The sequence below is a fragment of the Pseudomonas sp. NEEL19 genome, from assembly GCF_028751975.1.
Lineage (GTDB): Bacteria > Pseudomonadota > Gammaproteobacteria > Pseudomonadales > Pseudomonadaceae > Aquipseudomonas > Aquipseudomonas juntendi.
This window is the reverse complement of the sequence record NZ_CP081491.1, coordinates 1,824,697-1,849,682: the sequence shown is the minus strand read 5'-3', so window position 1 is coordinate 1,849,682 and position 24,986 is coordinate 1,824,697. Positions and strand designations below refer to the sequence as shown.

Below are 24,986 nucleotides of genomic sequence, written 5' to 3'. Positions count from 1 at the left end.
CCGAGCGCTGCGGGACATCAGTGAACGGGCCCGGACACGGGTCGGCGTACCAAAGTTGCGTTGCGGTAACCCGGATGGTTATCAATACTGGCGCCGATTTTTCAACCAACAAGAACATCAAAACCGTGGAACCTTAGAATGAGCACAGCAATCAGTCCGACTGCTTATAACTATAAGGTCGTCCGCCAGTTCGCCATCATGACGGTGGTCTGGGGGATCCTTGGCATGGGCCTCGGCGTCTTCATCGCCTCGCAGCTGGTGTGGCCACAACTGAACCTGGACCTGCCCTGGACCAGCTTCGGCCGCCTGCGTCCGCTGCACACCAACCTGGTGATCTTCGCCTTCGGCGGCTGCGCGCTGTTCGGCACCAGCTACTACGTGGTGCAGCGCACCTGCCAGACGCGGCTGATTTCCGACAGCCTGGCCGCCTTCACCTTCTGGGGCTGGCAGGCGGTGATCGTCGGGGCGCTGGTCACCCTGCCGATGGGCTACACCACCACCAAGGAATACGCCGAGCTTGAGTGGCCACTGGCGATCCTGCTGGCCATTGTCTGGGTCACCTACGGGGTGGTGTTCTTCGGCACCATCGTCAAGCGCAAGACCAAGCATATCTATGTCGGCAACTGGTTCTACGGTGCCTTCATCGTGGTCACCGCGATGCTGCACATCGTCAACCACATCTCCCTGCCGGTCAGCCTGTTCAAGTCATACTCGGCCTACTCCGGTGCCACCGATGCGATGATCCAGTGGTGGTACGGGCACAACGCCGTGGGCTTTTTCCTGACCACCGGCTTCCTGGGCATGATGTACTACTTCGTGCCCAAGCAGGCCGAGCGGCCGATCTACTCGTACCGCCTGTCGATCGTGCACTTCTGGGCGCTGATCACCCTGTACATCTGGGCCGGCCCGCACCACCTGCACTACACCGCCCTGCCCGACTGGGCGCAGTCGCTGGGTATGGTGATGTCGATCATCCTTCTGGCGCCAAGCTGGGGCGGCATGATCAACGGCATGATGACCCTGTCGGGCGCCTGGCACAAACTGCGTACCGACCCGATCCTGCGCTTTCTGGTGGTGTCGCTGGCGTTCTACGGCATGTCCACCTTCGAAGGCCCGATGATGGCCATCAAGACCGTCAACTCGCTGTCGCACTACACCGACTGGACCATCGGCCACGTGCACGCCGGCGCCCTCGGCTGGGTCGCCATGATTTCGATCGGCGCCGTGTACCACATGATCCCGCGCCTGTATGGCCGCGTGCAGATGCACAGCGTTGGCCTGATCAACGCGCACTTCTGGCTGGCCACCATCGGCACCGTGCTGTACATCGCCTCGATGTGGGTCAACGGCATCACCCAGGGCCTGATGTGGCGTGCCATCAACGATGACGGCACCCTCACCTACTCGTTCGTCGAGGCACTGCAAGCCAGCCACCCGGGCTATATCGTGCGTGCCCTGGGCGGTGCGTTCTTCGCCAGCGGCATGCTGCTGATGGCCTACAACGTGTTGCGTACCGTGCGTGCCGCCAACCCGGCACAGGCTGAAGAAGCCGCCAAGATCGTCGTTGTGGGAGCGCACTGATGAAGCATGAAGCCGTCGAGAAGAACATTGGCCTGCTGGCCTTCTTCATGGTCATCGCGGTAAGCGTCGGTGGCCTGACCCAGATCGTCCCGCTGTTTTTCCAGGACGTGACCAACAAGCCGGTCGAGGGCATGAAGCCGCGTACCGCCCTGGAGCTGGAAGGCCGCGACATCTATATCCGCGAAGGTTGCGTGGGCTGCCACTCGCAGATGATCCGCCCGTTCCGCGCCGAAACCGAGCGCTACGGCCACTACTCGGTCGCCGGCGAGAGCGTGTGGGACCACCCGTTCCTGTGGGGCTCCAAACGCACCGGGCCGGATCTGGCACGGGTCGGTGGCCGCTACTCCGATGACTGGCACCGCGCGCACCTGTACAACCCGCGCAACGTGGTGCCGGAATCGAAGATGCCGGCCTACCCCTGGCTGGTCGAGAACACGCTCGACGGCAAGGAGACCGCGAAGAAGATGGAGGTGCTGCGCACACTCGGCACACCGTACACCGACGCCGACATTGCCGGCGCCCGTGACGCGGTCAAGGGCAAGACCGAAATGGACGCCCTCGTGGCGTACCTGCAGGGTCTTGGCACCATCATCAAGAGCAAACGGTGACGCTGATGGATATCGGGATGATTCGCGGCCTGGGTACCGTCGTGGTGATGGTGGCGTTCGTGGGCCTGGCGCTGTGGGTGTTCAACCCACGGCGCAAGAAGGACTTCGACGAAGCCACCCAACTGCCCTTCGCCGATGACCCCGAGGCCAAACGGCACGTCGAGCAAGCAAAAGCTTCTGGGAGCAAACAACAATGACAACCTTCTGGAGTCTGTACGTTACCGTCCTGACCCTGGGCACCATCTTCTCGTTGACCTGGCTGCTGCTGTCGACCCGCAAGGGCCAGCGCGAAGAGGTGACCGACGAGACCGTCGGGCACGCCTTCGATGGCATCGAGGAGTACGACAACCCACTGCCGAAATGGTGGTTCTGGCTGTTCGTCGGCACCATCGTCTTCGCCCTCGGCTACCTGGTGCTGTACCCAGGGCTGGGCAACTGGAAAGGCATGCTGCCGGGTTATGCCTACCTGGACAACGACAAACAGACCGAGTTTTCCAACGGCCAGCAGGGCTGGACCGGCGTGCACGAGTGGGAAAAGGAAATGGCCAAGGCCCAGGCACGCTTCGGCCCGATCTACGCCAAGTTCGCCGCCATGCCTATCGAGGAAGTGGCCAAAGACCCGCAGGCGCTGAAAATGGGCGCACGCCTGTTCGCCTCCAATTGCTCGGTATGCCATGGCTCCGACGCCAAGGGCGCCTTCGGTTTCCCCAACCTGACCGACAATGACTGGCGCTGGGGCGGCGAGCCGGAAACCATCAAGGCCACCATCATGGGCGGCCGCCACGGTGTGATGCCGGCATGGGCCGAAGTGATCGGTGACCAAGGTGTGGCCGACGTCGCGGCATTCGTGGTCAGCAAGCTCGATGGCCGTACCCTGCCGCAAGGGGTCAAGGCCGATGTGCAGAATGGGCAGAAGATCTTCGCCGCCAACTGCGTGGCCTGCCACGGGCCGGAAGGCAAAGGCACGCCGGCCATGGGGGCACCGAACCTGACCCACCCGCAGGCGTTCATCTACGGCTCCAGCTTTGCCCAGTTGCAGCAGACCATCCGCTATGGCCGCCAAGGGCAGATGCCGGCCCAGGAACAGCTGCAGGGCAACGACAAGGTGCACTTGCTGGCGGCTTATGTGTACAGCCTGTCGCACCAGGCTGAACCGGCCAAGGCCGAGTAGGCAGGCCTGGCCTCTTCGCGGGTAAACCAGACCCTTGTAGGAGCGGGTTTACCCGCGAAGAGGCCGGTACCGGCACCGCATTTCTCGCAGGCTGATGACCTGGATCAATTGACACCCGCCATAACACGATTCACACCGCGAACCCAACGCGACTAAAGGTCGCAGTGCGACCCCGGGCCGCCCACAGCGGCGTATCATGAACCGCAGAGCGCTAGCAGATTGCGCGAGACTGCGGCCGGCACGCACTGGCCGCGGCATTTTTCCACTGCCGTGGGACTTGATGATGAGCAAGCAAATTCCGGTACATGATGTAACCCCGCCTGCCACGAAAGGGAAGGACTCCGTCGACCTCTACGCGTCCCGCGAAAAAATCTATACCCGCGCCTTCACCGGCCTGTTCCGGCGTTTGCGCATGGTTGGCGGTGCCGCGCTGTTCCTGCTGTACTTCGGCACGGTATGGCTGAACTGGGGTGGCCACCAGGCGGTGTGGTGGAACCTGCCCGAGCGCAAGTTCTATATCTTCGGTGCCACCATCTGGCCGCAGGACTTCATCCTGCTGTCAGGCATCCTCATCGTCGCCGCCTTCGGCCTGTTCTTCATCACTGTGTTCGCAGGCCGGGTCTGGTGTGGCTACACCTGCCCGCAAAGTGTATGGACGTGGATCTTCATGTGGTGCGAAAAGGTCACCGAGGGCGACCGCAACCAGCGCATCAAACTGGACAAGGCGCCCATGAGCGCCAACAAGTTCCTGCGCAAGTTCAGCAAGCACAGCCTGTGGCTGCTGATCGGCTTCGTCACCGGCATGACTTTCGTCGGCTACTTCTCGCCGATCCGTGAACTGGTGATCGAGTTCTTCACCGGCCAGGCCGATGGCTGGGCCTATTTCTGGGTTGGCTTCTTCACCCTCGCCACCTACGGCAACGCCGGTTGGCTGCGCGAGCAGGTGTGTGTGTACATGTGCCCCTACGCCCGCTTCCAGAGCGTGATGTTCGACAAGGACACACTGATCGTCTCCTATGACCCGCGCCGCGGCGAAACCCGGGGCCCGCGCAAGAAAGGCGCGGATTACAAGGCCCAAGGCCTGGGCGACTGCATTGACTGCACCTTGTGCGTGCAGGTCTGCCCGACCGGCATCGACATCCGCGACGGCCTGCAGATCGAATGCATCGGCTGCGCCGCCTGCATCGATGCCTGCGACGGCATCATGGACAAGATGAACTACCCCAAAGGGCTGATCAGCTACACCACCGAGCACAACCTCTCCGGGCAGAAAACCCACCTGCTGCGGCCACGCCTGATCGGCTACGCGCTGGTGTTGCTGGTGATGATCATCGGCCTGGCCACGGCCTTCGCCACCCGCTCGCTGGTCGGTTTCGACGTCAGCAAGGACCGTGTGCTGTACCGCGAAAATGCCCAGGGCCGGATCGAGAACGTGTACAGCCTGAAGGTCATGAACAAGGACCAGCGTGACCATGTGTATGTGCTGGACGCCACTGGCCTGCCAGATCTCACGCTCGAAGGCCAACGCGAGATCCGCGTGGCCGCCGGGGATATCGTCAGCCTGCCGGTGCTGCTGTCGGTGGCGCCGGAAAAACTGCCATCGACCACCAACGAAATCACCTTCATCCTCAACAGCGCCGACGACAGCAGCGCACAGGTTGAAGCCAAGAGCCGCTTCATCGGCCCACAGATCCGCTAAGAGAGATAACCCACAATGCCTGCCACCGCCGCCGACCCTTGGTACAAGCACCTCTGGCCCTGGATCATCATTGCGATCCTCACCACCTCGGTGTGCCTGAGCCTGAGCATGGTCAGCATCGCCGTGAACAACCCGGACAACTTGGTGAACGACAATTACTACGAGGCGGGCAAGGGCATCAACCGCTCACTGGACCGCGAACTGTTGGCACAGAAGCTGCGCCTCCAGGCCAGTGTGCACCTGGATGAACTGACCGGCGAAGTGGACCTGCGCCTGGCCGGCAACAGCAACCCGCAGAACCTGGAACTGAACCTGATATCGCCCACCCAGCCGGAAAAGGACCGCAAGGTGCTGCTGAGCCAGGTCGAGGCCGGGCGTTACGTGGGGCAACTGCAAGACAAGGTTGATGGGCGGCGTTTCGTTGAGCTGCTGGGCAGTGAAGGTGGCCAGGTGTGGCGGCTGTTCGAGGAGGAGAAGGTCGAGCATGGCGTGACCTTGCAGCTGGGTGATGAAGCCATCCAAGGCGCCGAGCACCTGTAGGAGCGGCCTTGTGTCGCGAAAGGGCTGCGCAGCAGCCCCTGCAACCTATGCTGCGAAGCTAAGATCGTGGGGCCGCTTCGCGCCCCTTTCGCGACACAAGGGCGCTCCTACAGGGAAGCGCGCCAACCGGCCGCTATGTGTAAGGCAATGATGTGATGACCCAACCCATTCCCTGCTACCACTGCGCCCTGCCCGTTCCTGCCGGCAGCCGCTTCACCGCTGTGGTGCTCGGCGAGCCCCGGCAGTTCTGCTGCCCCGGCTGCCAGGCAGTGGCCGAGGCGATCGTGGCCGGCGGCCTGGAACACTACTACCAGCACCGCAGCGACAACAGTGCCAACCCCGAAGCGTTGCCCAGGCAGTTACAGGACGAACTGGCCCTTTACGACCGCAGTGACGTGCAGCAAACCTTCGTCCACCACTTGGGCGACCTGGCCGAGGCCACCTTGCTGATCGAAGGTATCAGCTGTGCGGCGTGTGGCTGGCTGATCGAAAAACACCTGCGCAACCTGCCCGGCGCCGCCGAGGCGCGCCTTAACTTGTCCAACCACCGCCTGCTGGTTGCCTGGGATGCCTCGCAGCTGCCACTGTCGCGCCTGCTGGCCGAACTGCGCCAGATCGGTTACGCCGCCCACCCCTACCAACCCGACCAGGCCGCCGAGCAGTTGGCCCGGGAAAACCGCAGTGCCCTGCGGCGCCTGGGCGTTGCCGGGTTGTTGTGGTTCCAGGCAATGATGGCGACCATGGCCACCTGGCCGGAATTCAACATCGACCTGTCGCCCGAGCTGCACACCATCCTGCGTTGGGTGGCGCTGTTCCTGACGATCCCCATCGTGTTCTACAGCTGCGCACCGTTCTTCAAGGGCGCCGCACGCGACCTGCGCACCCGCCACCTGACCATGGATGTTTCGGTGTCACTGGCCATTGGCCTGGCGTTCGGCGCGGGTATCTGGACAGCCATCACCGGCAGCGGCGAGCTGTATTTCGACACCGTGGGCATGTTCGCCCTGTTCCTGTTGACCGGCCGCTACCTGGAACGCCGCGCCCGCGAGCGCACCGCAGCGGCCACGGCGCAACTGGTGAACTTGCTGCCGGCGTCGTGCCTGCGCCTGGACAGCCAAGGCCGCAGCGGGCGCATTCTGCTCAGTGAACTGCAATGCGGCGACACCGTACAGGTGCTGCCCGGCGCGGTGATTCCCGCCGACGGGCGCGTCGTCGAAGGCCGCTCCAGCGTCGACGAATCGCTGCTCACCGGTGAGTACTTGCCACAGCCGCGGCGGGTGGGGGACCGGGTCACCGGCGGCACCTTGAACGTGGAAAGCACGCTGAACATAGAAGTCCAGGCCTTGGGCCACGACTCGCGGCTGTCGGCTATCGTCCGCCTGCTGGAGCGCGCGCAGACGGAAAAACCACGCCTGGCAGAAATTGCCGACCGCGCCTCTCAGGGGTTCCTGCTGTTCTCGCTGCTGGCCGCAGTGGCCATCGGCCTGTGGTGGTGGTACCTGGAGCCGGCGCGGGCGTTCTGGATCGTGCTGGCCATGCTGGTGGCGACGTGCCCTTGTGCGCTGTCGCTGGCCACTCCCACCGCACTCACTGCAGCCACCGGCACCCTGCATAAACTTGGCCTGCTGGTGACCCGTGGCCATGTGCTGGAAGGCCTGAACCAGATCGATACGGTGATTTTTGACAAGACCGGCACGCTGACCGAAGGCAGGCTGACCTTGCGCAGCATTCGCCCACTCGGCAGCCACCCCGCGGACCGTTGCCTGGCGCTGGCGGCGGCATTGGAGAACCGCTCGGAGCACCCCATCGCCCGCGCGTTCGGGCGCGCGGCCACAGCTGCTGAAGAGGTGCAGAGTGTGCCCGGCCTGGGCCTGGAAGGGCTGGTCGATGGCCAGCGCCTGCGCATTGGCCAGGCCAGCTTCGTCTGCGCCTTTAGCGGCGCGCAAGTACCTGCGGTGCCCGAGCCTCGCGGCCAGTGGCTGCTGCTGGGCGACCGCCAGGGGCCATTGGCCTGGTTCGGCCTGGACGACCGCTTGCGCGATGATGCACCGGCCCTGCTGGCTGCCTGCAAAGCGCGGGGCTGGCGCACCCTGCTGCTGTCTGGCGACAGTTCGCCGATGGTCGCGGAAGTCGCCGCGCAACTGGGCATCGACCACGCCATTGGCGGCCTGCGCCCGGACGACAAACTGGAGCGCCTCAAAGCCTTGCAGGCCGAAGGGCGCAAGGTGCTGATGCTGGGCGACGGGGTCAACGATGTGCCGGTGCTGGCCGCCGCCGACATCAGCATCGCCATGGGCAGCGCCACCGACCTGGCCAAGACCTGCGCCGACGCGGTGCTGCTGTCCAACCGCCTGAGCGCGCTGGTGCAGGCGCTGGAACTGGCGCGCCGCACCCGCCGCAACATCCTCGAGAACCTGCTGTGGGCAACCCTGTATAATGGCCTGATGTTGCCGTTCGCCGCCCTCGGCTGGGTCACCCCGGTGTGGGCTGCTGTCGGCATGTCTGTGAGCTCACTGATCGTGGTGCTCAATGCCCTGCGCCTGACCCGCTTGCCAGCCAGCGCCGGGCTGCCCGCGATGGATGCCGCGCAACCCGCCAGGAGTACGCCATGCCCGCCCTCTATGTCATGATCCCCGCAGCCCTGCTGCTGGTCGGCGTGGCCGTGTACATCTTCTTCTGGGCCGTGGACAGCGGCCAGTACGACGACCTCGACGGCCCAGCGCACAGCATTCTGTTCGACGACCAGGACCCTCGTCACCAGGCGGCGGTCAAACCCGACGACACGCCGGGCAACGCCGACAAGGACTTGCCACCCCGTGCCTGACCTGCTTCCCCTGCTGGGCTCGGCGCTGGTGCTCGGCTTGCTCGGCGGCGGCCACTGCCTGGGCATGTGCGGCGGCCTGATGGGTGCGCTGACCTTGGCCATCCCCCCTGAACAACGCGGCAGGCGCCTGCGCCTGCTGCTGGCGTACAACCTGGGGCGCATCTTCAGCTATGCCTGCGCCGGGTTGTTGCTGGGCCTGGCCGGCTGGGCCGTGGCCAGCAGCCCGGCCGCCCTGGCCCTGCGGGTCCTGGCCGCCTTGCTGTTGATTGCCATGGGCTTGTACCTGGCCGGCTGGTGGAGCGGGCTGACGCGTATCGAGGTGCTAGGCCGCGGCGTGTGGCGGCATATCCAGCCGCTGGCGTCACGCTTGCTGCCGGTGTCCAGCCTGCCCCGTGCGTTGCTGCTGGGGGCCTTGTGGGGGTGGTTGCCATGCGGGTTGGTGTACAGCACGTTGTTATGGGCGGCCAGCCAGGGCCATGCCGGCTACAGCGCGGCGTTGATGCTGGCGTTCGGGGTGGGCACCTGGCCGGTGCTGCTGGCGACCGGATTGGCGGCAGAGCGGGTAAACACTTTGTTGAAACGGCGCAGTGTGCGGGTGGCCGGCGGGGTGCTGGTGATGCTGTTTGGTATCTGGACCATGCCCGGGCCGCACCAGCATTGGCTGATGGGGCATTGATGGGGCCGCTTTGCGGCCCTTCGCGGGCTCGCGCGTACCCCTGTGGGAGCGGGCAAGCCCGCGAAGGGCTGCAAAGCAGCCCCCGATGCCCTTGATACAAATCAACACAGATTCCTACAGACGCCCATAGACTCCGGTTCACTGCTGCTCTTTCCGGGGACCGCCCACATGCTCGACGACATTCGTTGGGATACCGACCTGATCCGCCGCTACGATCTTGCCGGGCCACGCTACACCTCCTACCCGACCGCCGTGCAACTGCACAGCGAGGTGGGTTCCTTCGACCTGCTCCACGCCCTGCGCGAAAGCCGCCGGGCGGTACGCCCGCTGTCGCTGTATGTGCATGTGCCGTTCTGCGCCAACATCTGCTACTACTGCGCCTGCAACAAAGTCATCACCAAGGACCGCGCCCGCGCCGCGCCGTATCTGCAGCGCCTGGAGCAGGAGATTCAGCTGATCGCCTGCCACCTGGGACCGAAACAGCGGGTGGAACAGCTACATTTCGGCGGCGGCACCCCGACCTTCCTCAGCCATGTGGAACTGCGCCAGCTGATGACTACCCTGCGCCAGCACTTCCACTTGCTGGACGATGACTCCGGCGACTACGGCATCGAGATCGACCCGCGCGAAGCCGACTGGTCGACCATGGGCCTGCTGCGTGAACTGGGTTTCAACCGCGTCAGCCTCGGCGTGCAAGACCTCGACCCCGCCGTGCAGCGCGCGATCAACCGCCTGCAAAGCCTGGAGCAGACCCGCACCCTGATCGAGGCGGCGCGCACGTTGCAATTCCGCTCGATCAACCTCGACCTGATCTACGGCCTGCCCAAGCAAACCCCGCAAGGCTTCGCCCGCACCGTCGAAGAGGTGATCCGCCTGCAGCCCGACCGCTTGTCGGTGTTCAACTACGCCCACCTGCCCGAACGCTTCATGCCGCAACGGCGTATCGACAGCAGCGACCTGCCCAGCGCGGCCGCCAAACTGGAGATGCTGCACGCCACCATCGAGCAGTTGACCGCCGCTGGCTACCGCTATATCGGCATGGACCATTTCGCCCTGCCCGACGACGAGCTGGCCATCGCCCAGGAAGAAGGCACCCTGCAGCGCAATTTCCAGGGCTATACCACCCACGGGCACTGCGACCTCATCGGCCTTGGCGTGTCGGCCATCAGCCAGATCGGCGACTTGTACTGCCAGAACAGCAGTGACCTCAACACCTACCAGGACAGCCTGACCAACGCCCAGCTGGCGACCCAGCGCGGCCTGCTGTGCAACCATGACGACCGCATACGCCGGGCGGTCATCCAGCAACTGATCTGCCATTTCCAGCTGGATTACGAACCCATCGAGCAAGCGTTCACCATCGATTTCCGCGGTTACTTCGACCACCTCTGGCCAGAACTGCTGACCCTGCAGCGCGATGGCCTGATCAGCCTGGACGACAAGGGCATCCGCATTCTTCCGGCCGGGCGCCTGCTGGCGCGTTCGGTATGCATGGTGTTCGATGCCTACCTGGCGATGCAGAACCGCCAGCGTTTCTCCCGGGTTATCTGAAAAGCGAGACGTTCAACCGCATGGACACGCCACCTTGCCGGGCACACTATGGGCGAACGAGGACTCCCGGCAGGGCATCTGCCGGGGTTTTGCCAGCGCGCAGCATCGATGCGCACACTGGCCTACACCCTGTGTCGTAGGTTACCCTTACGACTTATGTGTGCTTTCCCACAAGGATCGATCCAAATGTCCGAGCCAGTCAAACTGCGCCCTCACAACCAGGCCCATTGCAAGGATTGCAGCCTGGCCCCCCTGTGCCTGCCTCTTTCACTCAACCTGGAAGACATGGATGCACTGGATGAAATCGTCAAACGCGGGCGTCCGCTGAAAAAAGGCGAGTTTCTGTTCCGCCAGGGTGACAATTTTGGCTCGGTCTACGCGGTACGTTCCGGCGCTCTGAAAACCTTCAGCCTCAGCGACAGCGGCGAAGAACAGATCACCGGTTTCCACCTGCCCAGCGAACTGGTCGGCCTGTCGGGCATGGACACCGAAGCCTACCCGGTGTCGGCGCAAGCTCAGGAAACCACCTCGGTGTGCGAAATCCCCTTCGAGCGCCTCGACGAACTGTCGGTCCAGCTCCCGCAGTTGCGCCGCCAGCTGATGCGGGTAATGAGCCGTGAAATCCGCGATGACCAGCAAATGATGCTGCTGCTGTCGAAAAAAACCGCCGACGAGCGCATTGCCACGTTCCTGGTGAACCTGTCGGCGCGCTTCCGCGCCCGCGGCTATTCGGCCAACCAGTTCCGCCTGAGCATGTCGCGCAACGAAATCGGCAACTACCTGGGCCTGGCAGTGGAAACCGTGTCACGGGTGTTCACCCGCTTCCAGCAGAACGGCCTGCTGCGCGCCGAAGGCAAGGAAGTGCACATCCTCGACCCGATCCAGCTGTGTGCGCTGGCCGGTGGTGCAATGGAGGCCTGATGCCGGTATTTAGCGGGTATACTTGGGCATTCGTTTTCCCAGGATACCCGCAACAATGCACAGCGACGCCTTCGACCTCAAAGCCCTGATCCGCCCGGTGGTGGACTTCCCCAAGCCCGGCGTGATCTTCCGTGACATCACCCCGCTGTTCCAGTCGCCGCGCGGGCTGCGCTATGTGGCCGACCAGTTCATCGAGCGCTATGTCGAGGCTGAGTTCAGCCACATTGGCGCCATGGACGCGCGGGGTTTCCTGATTGGTTCGATCATCGCCCACCAGTTGAACAAGCCACTGATCCTGTTCCGCAAGCAAGGCAAGCTGCCAGCCGACGTGCTGAGCGAGGGTTACCAGACCGAGTACGGCGAGGCCTTCCTGGAGGTGCACGCCGACAGCCTGTGCGAAGGCGATTCGGTGTTGATTTTCGATGACTTGATCGCCACGGGCGGGACCTTGCTGGCAGCGGCCAACCTGGTGCGCCGCACCGGTGCGCAGGTGTTCGAGGCCGCCGCGATCATCGACCTACCCGAACTGGACGGTTCGCGCCGGCTGCAGGCGGCCGGGGTGCCGACCTTCTGCCTGACCGAGTTTTCCCTCAGCGAGTATTGAGTTGCAAGCCGCGCAAGTCGCAAGTCGCAAGCAAAAGCCGATCTACTTTTGCTTGTAGCTTGTAGCTTGCAGCTTCAGAGCGAAATCGGCCGCCGCCCGGCAAAGGCATGGGCCAGTGTTCCGCCATCCACCAGTTCGAGCTCCCCGCCCAGGGGTACACCATGGGCGATGCGCGAGGCCACCAGGCCTTTTTCATTGAGCAGTTGCGCGATGTAATGCGCCGTCGCCTCGCCTTCCACGGTCGGGTTGGTCGCCAGGATCACCTCGGTGAAGGTACCCTGCTCTTCGATCCGCGCCATCAGTTGCGGAATGCCGATGGCCTCCGGCCCCAGGCCGTCCAGTGGCGACAGGTGGCCTTTGAGCACGAAGTAACGGCCGCGGTAGCCGGCCTGCTCGACCGCATACACATCGGTCGGCCCCTCGACCACACACAGCTGGGTGTCGTCACGCCGCGGGTCAGCACACTGTGGGCACAGGTCCTGCTCGGTCAAGGTGCGGCACTGCCGGCAATGCCCTACCCCTTCCATGGCCTGGGTCAAAGCCTGGGCCAGGCGCAGCCCCCCGCTACGGTCACGCTCGAGCAGTTGCAGGGCCATGCGCTGGGCGGTTTTCTGGCCTACACCTGGCAAGATGCGCAGGCCGTCGATCAATTGGCGGATAAGGGGGCTGAAGCTCATGGGGAAGGCCTGACAATTCAATAAGGGGCGGTTTATACCCAGCGGGGGCAGTGGCGTCAAATCAGCCTCCGGGTGGGAGCGCGCCGGGTCAAGAATAATGACCGCGGCGGCTGCGAGTACGCACAAAAAAACCGCCGCTGGTGTCAGCGGCGGTTTTCGAGGGCGCATGCCTTAGAACGGCATCTTGAAGCCCGGCGGCAGCTGCATGCCGGCGGTCATGCCGCCCATTTTTTCCTGGCTGCTCTGCTCCACCTTGCGCACTGCATCGTTCAACGCAGCGGCGATCAGGTCTTCCAGTACTTCCTTGTCATCTTCATCGGTCGACATCAGGCTCTGGTCGATGCTGACGCGCTTGACGTCGTGACGACCGGTCATCACCACGCTCACCAGGCCGCCACCAGACTGGCCGGTGACTTCGGCGTTGGCCAGCTCTTCCTGCATTTTCTGCATTTTTTCCTGCATCTGCTGGGCCTGCTTCATCAGGCCGGCCATGCCACCTTTCATCATGGGGGTATACCTCGATTGGGTCATTTGATGCGGCCCGGCGCCGGGCCGGCCGCAGGGTTATCCGTTACTGGCCCTGGTTGGCCAGGGCTTCTACAGGCTCAATAGTATCCTGCCGCACCTTGGCACCGAACAACTTGATCATCTGCTGGATCAATGGATCCTGCTCGATCGAGGCGACGGCGCCCTGCTGACGCTCGGCCCGCTTGCGCGCGGCGGCCTGGGCCGGGGTTTCCTGCTCGGGCAGGACCAGTTCGATGCGCAGGTTCAGCGTGCGCCCCAGATGCTGGTTGAGCGCCTCGTTCAGGCGCCGCTGCTGGGTCGTGTTGAACAGCGCACCTTGGCCTGGGTCCAGGTGCAGCAGCCAGTCGTCGCCATCGGCGGCAATCAGCGTACAGTTTGCTGCGATGTTGCCTGTCATACCGGAGACAGGCAACTGTGGGAATAATTCCAGCCATTGCAGGGCCAGACCGGTGGCCGGCTTGGCGGCTGGCAACGGAGCAGGCGCGGGCGCAGGGGCTTCTTCCTGAACGTGTTCGGCTAACTCGTCGAGGTAGCTGAAGCCAACCGGATCGCTTTCGCCGCCGTAGTAGTCTTCGTCCAGCGGCGGCTCGTCGTCCCGGTCCATGCCAACGGCGGCGTAGGCAGACGGGTCGAAAGGCGGCTCGTCATGCACGGCAGGCGCGGCCATAGGCGCCGCCTGCGGGGTCGGCCGCGGGGCTGACACGGGCTCGGCAGCAGGCTCTGCGACAGGCGCGCTGGTCGGGGCTGGGTCCTCCCACGGCAGGTCGACCACCTCGGCGACGGGCTCAGGCACCGAAATGGCCTCGACTTCGGCCCTCAGCTCGGCGTCTGCGGGCAGCTCGGGCTCATGGTCCACCGTGGCTGGCGGCGGCACTACCAGCGGCGCGGGTGCAGCGGGCGCAGGCTCGGCGGCGGGTGGCGGCACGGCAGGCGCAGGGGCTGCCACCGGGTTGGCAGGATCAGCTGTGGCCTGGCTGATCCCCACTGGCTTTAGCACCGGTTTCGGCGCATCGTCGGTGTCGGCCGGGCGGAAGGCGAGCATCCGCAACAAGACCATCTCGAAGCCACCACGCGGGTCCGGCGCCAGCGGCAGGTCACGCCGACCGATCAGGCCCATCTGGTAATAGAACTGCACATCCTCGGCCGGTAATGCCTGGGCCAGCGCCAGCACCCGGTCACGGTCGCCCTGGCCGTTGTCCACTGCCTCGGGCAGCGCCTGGGCGATAGCTACACGGTGCAGCACGTTGAGCATTTCCGCCAGCACGCCAGCCCAGTCCGGCCCTTGCTCGGCCAGGTTGCGCACGGCCTCCAGCAGGGCCCGGGCATCGCCCTCGAGCAGCGCCTGCAGCACCCCATAGACCTGCCCGTGGTCGAGGCTACCGAGCATGGCCCGCACATCGGCGGCCAGCACCTTGCCTTCGCCGAATGCGATGGCCTGGTCGGTCAGGCTCATGGCGTCACGCATGGAACCGTCGGCGGCGCGGCCCAACAGCCACAGGGCATCTGCCTCGAACGGGACGTTCTCCGCAGCCAGCACATGGCTGAGGTGCTCGACCACCCGCTCCGGGCTCATGTTCTTCAGCGAGAACTGCAGGCAACGCGACAGGATGGTGGCCGGCAGCTTCTGCGGATCGGTGGTGGCCAGGATGAACTTGACGTACGGCGGCGGCTCTTCCAGGGTCTTGAGCAAGGCATTGAACGAGTGCGTCGAGAGCATGTGCACTTCGTCGATCAGGTAGACCTTGAAGCGCCCGCGGCTGGGCGCGTACTGCACGTTATCGAGCAGTTCGCGGGTGTCTTCGACCTTGGTACGGCTGGCGGCGTCGATTTCGATCAGGTCGACGAAGCGGCCCTCGTCGATCTCCCGGCACACCGAACAGGTGCCGCAGGGCGTGGAGGTGATGCCCGTCTCGCAGTTCAGGCATTTGGCGATGATACGGGCAATGGTAGTCTTGCCCACGCCACGAGTACCCGTGAACAGGTAGGCATGGTGCAGGCGCTGGTTGTCCAAGGCATTGATCAAGGCCTTGAGCACATGGGTCTGGCCGACCATTTCGCGGAACGAGCGCGGACGCCATTTACGTGCAAGAACCTGATAACTCATCGAAAAACCATCGTAGCCTGATCGAGCGGAAGATCGCTAATGCTAGCGGAGCGGGGGCAAAATTGCACCCTGCGCAGCTCGTCTAAGCTATGAATCGGGCGCCTGTTGTCCAGGGAGGAGATGCTTTTGCGAAAACTGCTGGCCTTGCTGTTGGTCTGGGCTACCCAGAGCGTGGCAGAACAGCCGGTGCTGCGTTTTTCCGTGGCTGAAAGCTGGAGCATGCCGCTGGTGCGGATTGAAGATGACCAGCCGGTTGAGGGCCTGGTCTATGACCTTGTACAGGCGCTGGCCAGGGAAGCAGGGGTCCGCCCGCAGTATCACGTGATGGCCAGGCTGCGCTTGCAGGAGGCCATGAACAGCGGTGACATTGATGTGCGCTGCTACGTCAGCACGCAATGGTTCAATGACCGCCCGGGGGACTTTGTCTGGAGCATCCCGCTGCTCCACCAGCGCGACGTGCTGGTGGGGCGCCTTGGCGACAGCAACCCGGTCGCAGCAGAGCAACTGCCGCCCCAGGCCATCGGTACAGTGCTGGGGTACACCTATCCAACCTTGCAACCCCTGCTGGACCAAGGCCGGCTGAGCCGCGAAGACAGCCGCAGCCAGCTGCTGGTCCTGCAGAAACTGCAAGCCCACCGCTATCGCCATGCAGTGAGCAACGAGTTGTCGCTGCAGTGGTTCAACCAGGGGCAGCCGGCAGCTCGGCAACTGCAAGTGCTGGCAGTGCTGGAGGAGCAGGACCTGGGGTGCATGGTGCGCAACGACCCGGCGATACCCACACAAGGGTTGCTGCGGGCCTTGGTGCGGCTGAAACAGACGGGGGAAATCGAGCGGATCCTCCAGCGGTATGCGGGGATGGGCCGTAGCGACAACCCGTCTGTCGCTCGCCCGTGAAACAGAAGCGCTGGTGATGTACAGAGGCTGCAAGCCAGCACGCTCCCTGTGGTCGCTGGCTTGCAGGCGATCTACGGTGAAGCTGGTGCCTATACCGCGTCGCCTGTTTCGCGGGCACGCCCGCTCCCACAGGATATTGCGGCCGATTCGAGCTCGCGTGCTGCCTGTGACCTGGGTAGGCGCCTAGAGGCGGAGAGCAAGGGCTGGCGACATGCGGCGCAGCGCCCTTAGGGAGATCACCTGGCCTGCCTAAATTCCAGCGACTGATGAAGCTGTCGGCGATGGGAGCATTGGGCGAGAAGCAGGACAGAAAGAAGGCGTTCGCAGCAGATTGAGGTTTTCCGACCCCGGAAATGGAGGCGGCCCCACCAGCCACACCCCGGCACTCGATGTTCCCGCTATGGCTGCTCCCTTCCGGGCCTGACCAGGTTAACGGGTAATCAATGCGGGGGGACCGATGGGGCCACCACTACATGCCTCGCTGAGCAGCGAGTGGCGCCATTGTACCGGTCTTGGGGGCAGATACAACCTCTGGGAGCAGAAAAAGTCATCATTTCTCAATGACTTGTCTGGGTTGGGGTGATGTTGCAGGCGAGACTGGTGCGAGGCCTGTGGGAGCAGGCGTGCCCGCGAAGCAAGCTACGCGATGGATGGCACCGGCTTTGCCGGTGTTCGCGGGCATGCCCGCTCCCACAAGGGGCGCGCGCAGGGACTTAAATAGTGATGCCCTGCTCGGCCAGGAACGCGACGAAGGCCTCTTCGTCCAGCACCTTCACGCCCAGCTCGCTGGCCTTGGCCAGCTTCGATCCAGCCCCCGGCCCTGCGACCACGCACTGGGTCTTGCCCGACACCGAACCGGCCACCTTGGCGCCAAGGCTTTCCAGCTTGTCCTTGGCCACATCCCGGCTCATGCGCTCCAGGGTACCGGTCAGTACCCAGGTCTGGCCGGCCAGCGGCAAACCTTCGGCGACTTTCTTCTCGCTGGTCCAGTGCATGCCGAACGCCAGCAACTGCGCCTCGATCGCGCGCGCCAGTTTCTGGTTGGCCTCATCCTTGAAGAATTCACGCACCGCATCCGCCTGCTTGGCCGCCAGTGCCTGGCGCAGGTCAATGCCGTCGGCAGCGATGATCTTGTCCAGGCTGTCGAGCTTGGCTACCAGTTTCTCGGCACCGGTTGGGCCTACCGAAGCGATGTCGAGCTTGGCGATCATGCCGGCCAAGCTGGTGCTGGCCGCGAATTCGGCGGCCAACTCGCCTTCGTCCTGCAGGTGCATGCCGCTATCGAGCAGCTGCTGGATAACCTTCTGGTTGTGTTCGTCTTCGAAGAAGTTATGAATCTCGTAGGCGACCTCAAGGCCAATGTCCGGCAGATACGTCAGCACCTGCGGCAAGGCCTGCTGCACGCGCGCCAGGCTGCCCAGCGAACGGGCCAGCACCTTGGCCGTCTCCTCACCCACATCCGGTATGCCCAGCGCATAGATGAAACGCGCCAGGCTCGGCCGCTTGCTGGCTTCGATGGCATCCAGCAGTTTGCGGGTGGACACCTCGGCGAAGCCTTCCAGGCCGACCACCTGCTCGAACTGCAGCTTGTACAGGTCAGCCGGCGAGCCGATCAGGCCTTCGTCCACCAACTGCTCGACGCTTTTTTCGCCAAGCCCGTCGATGTCCATGGCGCGACGCGACACATAGTGAATGATCGCCTGCTTGAGCTGCGCACCACAGGCCAGGCGGCCGACACAGCGGTACACCGCCCCTTCGCTGGTGGTCTCCTTGCCCTTGCTGCGCTTGACCAGCTGGGTGCGCTCGACTTGCGAGCCACACACCGGGCACTCGCTTGGCACGGCAACCGGGCGGGCATCGTCCGGGCGACGCTCCAGCACCACCTGCATCACCTGCGGGATCACGTCGCCGGCCCGGCGGATGATCACCGTGTCGCCAATGCGCAGGCCCAGGCGGGCGATTTCGTCCATGTTGTGCAGGGTGGCGTTGGACACGGTCACGCCCGCCACCTTGACCGGTTTCAGGCGCGCCACCGGGGTGACCGCGCCGGTACGGCCGACCTGGAACTCGACGTCCAGCACCTCGGTCAGCTCTTCCATGGCCGGGAACTTGTGGGCGATTGCCCAGCGCGGTTCACGGGCGCGGAAGCCCAGTTCACGCTGGGCGGCCAGGCTGTTGACCTTGAATACCACACCATCGATTTCATACGGCAGGCTGTTGCGCCGCTCGCCGATGTCGCGGTAGTACTCCAGGCACTCTTCGATCCCTGCCGCATGCTTGAGCTCGCGGCTGATCGGCAGGCCCCAAGCCTTGAGCTGTTCAAGGATGGCGATATGGCTGTCGCCGATGCTGGCAGACAGCTGACCGACGCCGTAGCAGCAGAACTCCAGCGGGCGGCTGGCCGTGATTTTCGAATCGAGCTGGCGCAGGCTACCGGCAGCCGCGTTGCGGGGGTTGGCGAAGGTCTTGCCGCCGGCTTCGGCCTGGGCTGCATTGAGGCGGTCGAAGCCGGCCTTGCTCATGTAGACCTCGCCACGCACTTCCAGCACCGCGGGCCAGCCCTCGCCGTGCAATTTCAGCGGAATGTTGCGCACGGTGCGTACGTTGGCGCTGATATCTTCGCCAGTGGTGCCGTCGCCGCGCGTGGCACCCTGCACCAGCAGGCCGTCGCGGTACAGCAGGCTAACGGCCAGGCCATCGAGCTTGGGTTCGCAACTGTAGTCAACAGCGCCCGGCTGATCGAGGCCGTCCACCACGCGGCGGCCGAACTCACGCAGGTCGGCCTCCTCGAAAGCGTTGCCCAGGCTGAGCATGGGCACTTCATGGCGCACCTGGCTAAAGGCCGACAGGGCTGCACCGCCGACGCGCTGGGTGGGCGAGTCGGGGGTAACCAGGTGCGGGTGTTCGGCTTCCAACGCCTTGAGCTCGTTGAACAGGCGGTCGTATTCGGCGTCGGGCACACTGGGCTCGTCGAGCACGTAGTAGCGGTAGTTGTGCTGGTCGAGTTCGGCACGCAGTTCGTGGATACGGGTTTCGGCGGTCATGAGGTTTGTCTTCTCTTGCAAAGCAAAAGAGCAGCCTGGGGTGGTGCGCGGGGTTCCAGGTGTCTATTGCCTGTGCCGGCCTCTTCGCGGGTAAACCCGCTCCTACATGGGCATCACACGCCCAAGGGCGGTGGTGTACCTGTAGGAGCGGGTTTACCCGCGAAGAGGCCGGCACAGGCAACGACGGTACCCGAACCGACCCGCACGCCCTCAGGCTGCTCTTTCGTTGGATCTGTCAGCGCTTCTGGGTCAGCGCACGGCGCTCGAACTCGACGATGCGCTGGCGATAGTGCTCGATGGTCTGGGCAGTCAGCACGCTGCGCTGGTCGTCCTTGAGCTCACCGTTCAGTTCATGGGCCAGCTTGCGCGCGGCCGCCACCATCACGTCAAAGGCCTGCTTCGGATGACGTGGGCCAGGCAGGCCGAGGAAGAAGCTCACCGCACGGGTGCTGAAATGGTCGATGTCGTCCAGGTCGAACACCCCAGGCTTGACCGCATTGGCCATGGAGAACAGCACTTCGCCGTGGCCGGCCATGCTTTCGTGGCGGTGGAAGATGTCCATTTCGCCGAAGCGCAGGCCGCTTTCAAGAATGTTCTGCAACAATGCCGGGCCCTTGAAGCCACCCTCGTCGCGGGAAATGACGCTGATGACCAGCACCTCTTCGGCCGGTGGCAGCTCCTTGACGCTGCTGCTGGCAGCGGGCGCAGGGTTGCCACGGGTATTTTCGGCGGCGAAGTCGTCGTCGCTGTCGGTGAACAGGTCGGGCTCGCGCGGCTCGGCGCTCAGGCCCAGGTCGCCCTGCTGCACATCGGCCGCGGTTGTGGCGCGCTTGCCACGCTTGCTGGCCTTGGCCGGCTTTGGCTCGCGTTCGCGGTCACGCGCCGAGGCGCTGAGCGAAGGCAGGTCGCTTTCGTCCAGTTCCGGTTCTTTATGGGTATCCAGTACCCGCGACGGGCCGAGTACCTCGGCACTGCCGCCCTCTTCGTCCGGCAGGTTGGAATAACTGCGGTCCAGACGGAATTTCAACTTGCCTTTGCCGCCGCGCATGCGGCGCCAGCCGTCGAAAAGAATACCGGCAATGACAATGATGCCGATGAGGATCAGCCACTCGCGCAGACCGATTTCCATGTAATCCCGTGCCTCTATAAAAATATGCTTGAAAACAAAGGGTTCAAAGCCCTTTAACACGTGGCGCCAACTCTATGTTCTGACAGGCGTTTTACCCACGCAATAAACGAGTGACATTAAGCTAGCACGACCAAAGACAACTTTACACCGTCTGTCGCACATGACGGGGGGATTTCGTTGGAGAAAGCGCCCGCATCGTCGCACATCACGCATCGACCATGGCCATGGCGGCCTCCACATCAACTGCAACAAGACGTGAACAACCGGGTTCATGCATGGTTACCCCCATCAGTTGATCGGCCATCTCCATCGCAATTTTGTTGTGGGTGATGTAGATGAACTGCACGCTCTCACTCATTTCCTTGACCAGGCGCGCGTAGCGCCCGACGTTGGCATCGTCCAGCGGCGCATCGACTTCGTCGAGCATGCAGAACGGTGCGGGGTTCAACTTGAAGATGGCAAACACCAGCGCCAATGCGGTCAGTGCCTTTTCGCCGCCGGACAGCAGATGGATGGTGCTGTTCTTCTTGCCCGGCGGTCTCGCCATGATCGTCACCCCTGTATCGAGTAGATCTTCGCCCGTCAGTTCCAGATAAGCGCTGCCACCACCGAAAACTTTTGGGAAAAGTGCCTGTAATCCGGCATTTATCTGATCAAAGGTATCCTTGAAGCGGTTGCGGGTTTCCTTGTCGATCTTGCGAATGACGTTTTCCAGGGTCTCCAGCGCCTCCACCAGGTCGGCGTCCTGGGCATCCAGGTAGCGCTTGCGCTCGGATTGTTGCTCGTACTCCTCAATGGCGGCGAGGTTGATCGCCCCCAGGCGCTGGATACGCGCCTCGAGTTGCTCCAGCGCCTGTTCGGTGCCCTGCTCGCTGGCATCGGCCTCCAGGGTGGCGAGCACCCCTTGCAGGTCGTAACCGTCGGCCAGCAGCTGCTCCTGCAGGGTCTTGCGCCGCACATCCAGGCCCTGGCACTCCAGCCGCAACTGCTCCAGCTGGCCGCGCAACAACAGCGCCTGCTGCTCGGCCTGCGTGCGGCGCTTCTCGGCCTCGCGCAATTCGCGGTCGGCTTCGTCCATGTGCAGGCGCGCCAGGCGCATTTCCTCGTCAACACTCATGCGCAGTTCCAGCAGCGCTTCGAGCTTCAGGCGCAACTCCTCCTGTGGCGCCTCGCCCTCCTCCAGGTTCAGGCTCAGTTGCTCCTGGCGCTCGGTCAGCCTTGCTGCTTGCTGCTCCAGGCGCTCCAGGGCCTGGCGGGTGGAGTCATGCTGCGCACGCAGCGAGCCCAGCCGCACGGCCAACTGGTGGGCGTGATCCTTGTGCTGGCGGGCCTCCTGGCGCACCCGGTCGAGGCTTTCGCGCAGGGCGTCGCGGCGGGCCATCAATTGCTCGCGCTGCTCGGTGTCCTGGGCCATCAGCTCCACCGCCTCTTGCAGCAACAAGCGGGCTTCGCCCAGTTGTTCGTGCTCAAGGGCGCGCTGTTCTTCCAGTTCGGCCAGTTCTTCCTGCAAGCGCCGGCGGCGCAGCTCGACCTGTTCGGCGCGCGCACGGCTGGCCGAGAGGCTGGCTTTCAGTTCACCGTGCAGGCGGTTTTCTTCCTGGCTGCGGCGCCGCAGTTGCTCGCGCTGTTCTTCCAGGTCCAGCTGCTGCTCGCGCAGGGTTTGCAACTGTTGCTCAAGCTGTTCCAACGCCGCTTCCTGCTGCAGTTGTTCCTGGCCCAGGCGGTCGATTTCCTGGCCACGCGCCAGCACACCGCCTTCGGCCTCACCGCCACGGCGCACCCGCAGGAAGTGCCGGCCAACCCAGTAGCCATCGCGGCTGACCAGGCTCTGGCCGTCGCCAAGCGCTGTGCGCTGCGCCAGCGCCTGGGCCAAGTCTTCGACAGGCTTGACCTGACCCAGCCAGGGTGCCAGATCAACACGGCCTTCGACCTTTTCCAGCAGGCTGCCGGGCAACGACGCGCTGGCATCGCTGGCCTGCAGCAAGCGCAGCTCGCCTTGTTCCAAACCGGCAAAATCGAGGCCGTTGAAATCGTCCACCAGCACGGCCTGCAGGTCAGCGCCGAGCACGGTTTCTACGGCAAGCTCCCAGCCCGGTTCAACCCGCAAGCCTTCGGCCAAGCGTGGCTGTTGCTGCAGGCCCTGGCCCTGCAGCCAGTCTGCGGCGCCCGCCCCCGGCTCCAGGGCTGCCTGCTGTAACGCTTCCAAGGATGCCAAGCGGCCGCCCAGGCGCTGCAGGTCGCCCTGCGCCTGCTGCTGGGCCTGGGTAGCCTGCTGCAACTGCCCGCGCGCGCTTTCCAGACCCTCGACCACCTGTTCTTCGGAGAGCTGCAGTTCTTCCAGCAACATTTCGCTGCTGGCCAGCTGCTCGGCCAGATCCAGCAGGGTGGCGTCCTGCGGATCGCTCCCCAGTTGCTCGCGCTCTTCGCCCAGCTTGCGCTGGCGCTCGGCCTGGCGCTCCAGGCTGGCTTCCAGCTGCTGCAGGCGCGCCTGCTGCACTTCGGCCTGGCGGCGCGGTTCGGCAGAGCGGCTGTTGAAGCTGTCCCATTGCTCTTGCCAGCCGTGCATGGCCAGCTCGGCCTCTTCCAGCGCCGCCGCAGCTTCTTCGGCGGCGCCCAGGGTCATTTCCTGCTCGGGTTCGAGCATGGCCAACTCTTCGCCCAGGGTCGCCAGCAAGGTGCGGTCATGCCCCAGGTGCGACTCGGTTTCCAAACGGGTGCGCTCGGCCTCCTTGAAGTCGTCCTGCAACTGGCGCAGGCGCTGCTGGCCGTGCTGGATACTCTGCTCGACCCGGGCAATGTCACCGGCCACCGAATAGAAACGGCCCTGCACCTGGTTGAACCGCTCGGACAACTCGTGATGGCCGTCACGCAGGCGCTCGATGCTGGCATCGGCGTTGCGCTGCTCGGCCACCAAAGCCTCGTGGGCCACGCCCTGGTCACCGATCACCGACTCGCGCTGGCGTACCCGCTCGTCCAGGTCGCGCCAGCGCAGGGCCGACAGCCGCGCTTTCAACTGCCGTTCCTGCGCCTTGTACTCACGGTACTTTTCCGCGGCCTGGGCCTGGCGGTGCAGGCGCTCGAGCTGGCGTTCCAGTTCTTCACGCAGGTCGGTCAGGCGCGCCAGGTTTTCCTGGGTGCGGCGGATACGGTTCTCGGTTTCGCGGCGGCGCTCCTTGTATTTGGAGATGCCGGCGGCTTCCTCGATGAAATTGCGCAACTCTTCGGGCTTGGCCTCGATCAGCTTGGAGATCATGCCCTGTTCGATGATCGAGTAGCTGCGCGGCCCCAGGCCGGTGCCGAGGAAAATGTCGGTGATGTCGCGCCGGCGGCACTTGGTGCCGTTCAGGTAGTAGCTGTTCTGCCCGTCGCGGGTGACCTTGCGGCGAATGGAAATTTCGGCGTACGCGGCATACTCGCCGACCAGGGTGGTTTCGCTGTTGTCGAAGACCAGCTCGATGCTGGCCTGGCTGACCGGTTTGCGCCCACTGGAGCCGTTGAAGATGACGTCGGTCATCGATTCGCCGCGCAGGTTCTTCGCCGAGCTCTCGCCCATCACCCAGCGCACCGCGTCGATGATGTTGGATTTGCCGCAGCCGTTGGGGCCGACCACGGCCGCCATGTTGCTGGGGAAATTGACCGTGGTCGGGTCGACGAACGACTTGAAGCCAGCCAGGCGAATGCATTTGAGGCGCATCGGTCAGCCTCGGGCCAGTGCCGCCAGCACCAGTTCGCAGCTGCGCTGGCAGTAAGCGGTAAGCACCTCGCGAATGTGCGGCAGGTCACGGGCGACCACCGCTTCGAGCAGGCGGGCGAACAGGTCGAGGTAATCGATCATGTTGGCCTGGCGTTGGTCCAGCGCCAGGTAATAGGCACGGCTCATGGCCGGCTGCAGGTTTTCCACGGTTTCCTGCAAGAAAGGGTTATCGGCAAACGGATAGGCGGCGCGCATCACCGCGAAGCTGTCACCGACGAAAGCCTTGATGTCCAGCCGGTCGTGGGCGCGCTGCAGCCGCTGCTGAATCTCCAGAAACGGGCGCAGGTCGGCTTCGGTGCGCCATTTTTGTGCAACCGCATTGCCCAGCAGGATATAGAACTCGCCCATCAGCGCGCACAGGCTGCGCACGCTGCGTTCGTCCAGCTCGGTGACATGGGCACCGCGGCGCGGCAAGATCGCCACCAGGTGGCGACGTTCGAGAATCAGCAACGCCTCGCGCACCGAACCGCGGCTGACATTGAGTGCCTGCGTTACCTTTTGCTCCTGAATGCGCTCGCCGGGCGCCAGCTCGCCGCGGATGATGCGTTCGGCCAGGTAATCGGCAATCTGCTCGGAGAGGCTGTCCGGGGCCTTGAACGTCATGGTTTTCCTTCAAAATCATTGAACTGGGCACAAGGGGCGAAGTGTAGCGCACTTGACCATTGGTCGCGCAGAGGGGGC

At 64.1% G+C, this 24,986-nt stretch carries 20 protein-coding genes, 1 other RNA gene and 1 pseudogene; 14 read left to right on the top strand and 8 right to left on the bottom strand.

Going from position 1 to position 24,986, the window contains the following annotated elements:
* The first annotated feature begins 138 nt into the window (after positions 1 to 138).
* The 12 genes from ccoN to K4A76_RS08405 all read left to right on the top strand — a co-directional run bounded on the left by ccoN (position 139) and on the right by K4A76_RS08405 (position 12,175).
* Entirely contained in the window at positions 139 to 1,581 is a 1,443-nt protein-coding gene (gene ccoN, locus K4A76_RS08460; RefSeq protein WP_182390415.1) for a cytochrome-c oxidase, cbb3-type subunit I, read from the top strand.
* The gene (ccoO, locus tag K4A76_RS08455) at positions 1,581 to 2,189 is read left to right on the top strand and encodes a cytochrome-c oxidase, cbb3-type subunit II (protein ID WP_274411929.1); all 609 of its coding nucleotides are present in this window, start codon (positions 1,581 to 1,583) and stop codon (positions 2,187 to 2,189) included. The genes ccoN and ccoO overlap by 1 nt, the downstream gene beginning before the upstream one ends.
* Before the next feature lie 5 nt (positions 2,190 to 2,194).
* Positions 2,195 to 2,386: a CcoQ/FixQ family Cbb3-type cytochrome c oxidase assembly chaperone gene (locus tag K4A76_RS08450; RefSeq protein WP_009683899.1), complete on the top strand. Its 192-nt coding sequence runs from the start codon at positions 2,195 to 2,197 to the stop codon at positions 2,384 to 2,386.
* Positions 2,383 to 3,360, top strand: coding sequence for a cytochrome-c oxidase, cbb3-type subunit III (gene ccoP, locus K4A76_RS08445; RefSeq protein WP_029885690.1), 978 nt, complete (start codon positions 2,383 to 2,385; stop codon positions 3,358 to 3,360). Before K4A76_RS08450 ends, ccoP begins: the two co-directional genes overlap by 4 nt.
* Before the next feature lie 283 nt (positions 3,361 to 3,643).
* Complete coding sequence (gene ccoG, locus K4A76_RS08440; RefSeq protein WP_274411928.1) at positions 3,644 to 5,059, top strand: cytochrome c oxidase accessory protein CcoG; 1,416 nt, start codon at positions 3,644 to 3,646, stop codon at positions 5,057 to 5,059.
* A gap of 15 nt (positions 5,060 to 5,074) precedes the next feature.
* A complete protein-coding gene (locus K4A76_RS08435) occupies positions 5,075 to 5,599 on the top strand; it encodes a FixH family protein (protein ID WP_009683903.1) in 525 nt (174 codons plus the stop codon).
* 155 nt (positions 5,600 to 5,754) lie between these two features.
* Entirely contained in the window at positions 5,755 to 8,229 is a 2,475-nt protein-coding gene (locus K4A76_RS08430) for a heavy metal translocating P-type ATPase (RefSeq protein ID WP_274411927.1), read from the top strand.
* Positions 8,208 to 8,423: a cbb3-type cytochrome oxidase assembly protein CcoS gene (gene ccoS / locus K4A76_RS08425; RefSeq protein WP_054881973.1), complete on the top strand. Its 216-nt coding sequence runs from the start codon at positions 8,208 to 8,210 to the stop codon at positions 8,421 to 8,423. Before K4A76_RS08430 ends, ccoS begins: the two co-directional genes overlap by 22 nt.
* Positions 8,416 to 9,099: a sulfite exporter TauE/SafE family protein gene (locus tag K4A76_RS08420; protein ID WP_054881972.1), complete on the top strand. Its 684-nt coding sequence runs from the start codon at positions 8,416 to 8,418 to the stop codon at positions 9,097 to 9,099. Before ccoS ends, K4A76_RS08420 begins: the two co-directional genes overlap by 8 nt.
* A gap of 168 nt (positions 9,100 to 9,267) precedes the next feature.
* On the top strand, positions 9,268 to 10,650 hold the full coding sequence (gene hemN, locus K4A76_RS08415; RefSeq protein ID WP_054905804.1) for an oxygen-independent coproporphyrinogen III oxidase: 1,383 nt from the start codon (positions 9,268 to 9,270) through the stop codon (positions 10,648 to 10,650).
* Between the two features lie 186 nt (positions 10,651 to 10,836).
* Entirely contained in the window at positions 10,837 to 11,571 is a 735-nt protein-coding gene (gene fnrA / locus K4A76_RS08410) for a Crp/Fnr family transcriptional regulator FnrA (protein WP_009683909.1), read from the top strand.
* Positions 11,572 to 11,626: 55 nt separating this feature from the next.
* Positions 11,627 to 12,175, top strand: a complete 549-nt coding sequence (locus tag K4A76_RS08405; RefSeq protein ID WP_009683910.1) for an adenine phosphoribosyltransferase — start codon at positions 11,627 to 11,629, stop codon at positions 12,173 to 12,175.
* A 74-nt stretch (positions 12,176 to 12,249) separates the two neighbouring features.
* Here the strand turns inward: K4A76_RS08405 and recR are convergent, their stop codons facing one another.
* From recR to dnaX, 3 genes are all read right to left on the bottom strand, one after another.
* Positions 12,250 to 12,852 (bottom strand): recombination mediator RecR, encoded by a 603-nt coding sequence (gene recR, locus K4A76_RS08400; RefSeq protein WP_009683911.1) that lies wholly within the window; start codon positions 12,850 to 12,852, stop codon positions 12,250 to 12,252.
* A gap of 171 nt (positions 12,853 to 13,023) precedes the next feature.
* The gene (locus K4A76_RS08395; RefSeq protein WP_003254305.1) at positions 13,024 to 13,359 is read right to left on the bottom strand and encodes a YbaB/EbfC family nucleoid-associated protein; all 336 of its coding nucleotides are present in this window, start codon (positions 13,357 to 13,359) and stop codon (positions 13,024 to 13,026) included.
* Positions 13,360 to 13,423: 64 nt separating this feature from the next.
* Positions 13,424 to 15,484 carry a DNA polymerase III subunit gamma/tau gene (dnaX, locus tag K4A76_RS08390; protein WP_274411926.1) on the bottom strand — a complete coding sequence of 687 codons (2,061 nt, stop codon included), beginning with the start codon at positions 15,482 to 15,484 and terminating at the stop codon, positions 13,424 to 13,426.
* Between the two features lie 120 nt (positions 15,485 to 15,604).
* On the opposite strand from dnaX, the gene K4A76_RS08385 reads away from it, so the two are divergent.
* Complete coding sequence (locus K4A76_RS08385) at positions 15,605 to 16,378, top strand: substrate-binding periplasmic protein (RefSeq protein WP_274411925.1); 774 nt, start codon at positions 15,605 to 15,607, stop codon at positions 16,376 to 16,378.
* A gap of 177 nt (positions 16,379 to 16,555) precedes the next feature.
* Positions 16,556 to 16,713, top strand: a pseudogene (locus K4A76_RS23780) (MerR family transcriptional regulator); the annotation flags it as partial.
* A 28-nt stretch (positions 16,714 to 16,741) separates the two neighbouring features.
* Here the strand turns inward: K4A76_RS23780 and ffs are convergent.
* From ffs to K4A76_RS08360, 5 genes are all read right to left on the bottom strand, one after another.
* An RNA gene (gene ffs, locus K4A76_RS08380) (signal recognition particle sRNA small type) lies at positions 16,742 to 16,838 on the bottom strand.
* Positions 16,839 to 17,091: 253 nt separating this feature from the next.
* Positions 17,092 to 19,422, bottom strand: a complete 2,331-nt coding sequence (gene ligA / locus K4A76_RS08375) for an NAD-dependent DNA ligase LigA (RefSeq protein ID WP_274411924.1) — start codon at positions 19,420 to 19,422, stop codon at positions 17,092 to 17,094.
* 235 nt (positions 19,423 to 19,657) lie between these two features.
* Positions 19,658 to 20,551 carry a cell division protein ZipA gene (gene zipA, locus K4A76_RS08370; protein WP_054911338.1) on the bottom strand — a complete coding sequence of 298 codons (894 nt, stop codon included), beginning with the start codon at positions 20,549 to 20,551 and terminating at the stop codon, positions 19,658 to 19,660.
* Between the two features lie 205 nt (positions 20,552 to 20,756).
* Positions 20,757 to 24,245 carry a chromosome segregation protein SMC gene (gene smc / locus K4A76_RS08365; protein WP_274411923.1) on the bottom strand — a complete coding sequence of 1,163 codons (3,489 nt, stop codon included), beginning with the start codon at positions 24,243 to 24,245 and terminating at the stop codon, positions 20,757 to 20,759.
* A gap of 3 nt (positions 24,246 to 24,248) precedes the next feature.
* A complete protein-coding gene (locus tag K4A76_RS08360; RefSeq protein ID WP_009683923.1) occupies positions 24,249 to 24,908 on the bottom strand; it encodes a GntR family transcriptional regulator in 660 nt (219 codons plus the stop codon).
* Positions 24,909 to 24,986: the final 78 nt, after the last annotated feature.

Coding starts and splice junctions, on each gene's coding strand:
- ccoN (WP_182390415.1), top strand. CDS start 139: ATGAGCACAGCAATCAGTCCGACTGCTTATAACTATAAGGTCGTCCGC.
- ccoO (WP_274411929.1), top strand. CDS start 1,581: ATGAAGCATGAAGCCGTCGAGAAGAACATTGGCCTGCTGGCCTTCTTC.
- K4A76_RS08450 (WP_009683899.1), top strand. CDS start 2,195: ATGGATATCGGGATGATTCGCGGCCTGGGTACCGTCGTGGTGATGGTG.
- ccoP (WP_029885690.1), top strand. CDS start 2,383: ATGACAACCTTCTGGAGTCTGTACGTTACCGTCCTGACCCTGGGCACC.
- ccoG (WP_274411928.1), top strand. CDS start 3,644: ATGAGCAAGCAAATTCCGGTACATGATGTAACCCCGCCTGCCACGAAA.
- K4A76_RS08435 (WP_009683903.1), top strand. CDS start 5,075: ATGCCTGCCACCGCCGCCGACCCTTGGTACAAGCACCTCTGGCCCTGG.
- K4A76_RS08430 (WP_274411927.1), top strand. CDS start 5,755: ATGACCCAACCCATTCCCTGCTACCACTGCGCCCTGCCCGTTCCTGCC.
- ccoS (WP_054881973.1), top strand. CDS start 8,208: ATGCCCGCCCTCTATGTCATGATCCCCGCAGCCCTGCTGCTGGTCGGC.
- hemN (WP_054905804.1), top strand. CDS start 9,268: ATGCTCGACGACATTCGTTGGGATACCGACCTGATCCGCCGCTACGAT.
- fnrA (WP_009683909.1), top strand. CDS start 10,837: ATGTCCGAGCCAGTCAAACTGCGCCCTCACAACCAGGCCCATTGCAAG.
- K4A76_RS08405 (WP_009683910.1), top strand. CDS start 11,627: ATGCACAGCGACGCCTTCGACCTCAAAGCCCTGATCCGCCCGGTGGTG.
- recR (WP_009683911.1), bottom strand. CDS start 12,852: ATGAGCTTCAGCCCCCTTATCCGCCAATTGATCGACGGCCTGCGCATC.
- K4A76_RS08395 (WP_003254305.1), bottom strand. CDS start 13,359: ATGATGAAAGGTGGCATGGCCGGCCTGATGAAGCAGGCCCAGCAGATG.
- dnaX (WP_274411926.1), bottom strand. CDS start 15,484: ATGAGTTATCAGGTTCTTGCACGTAAATGGCGTCCGCGCTCGTTCCGC.
- K4A76_RS08385 (WP_274411925.1), top strand. CDS start 15,605: ATGCTTTTGCGAAAACTGCTGGCCTTGCTGTTGGTCTGGGCTACCCAG.
- ligA (WP_274411924.1), bottom strand. CDS start 19,422: ATGACCGCCGAAACCCGTATCCACGAACTGCGTGCCGAACTCGACCAG.
- zipA (WP_054911338.1), bottom strand. CDS start 20,551: ATGGAAATCGGTCTGCGCGAGTGGCTGATCCTCATCGGCATCATTGTC.
- smc (WP_274411923.1), bottom strand. CDS start 24,245: ATGCGCCTCAAATGCATTCGCCTGGCTGGCTTCAAGTCGTTCGTCGAC.
- K4A76_RS08360 (WP_009683923.1), bottom strand. CDS start 24,908: ATGACGTTCAAGGCCCCGGACAGCCTCTCCGAGCAGATTGCCGATTAC.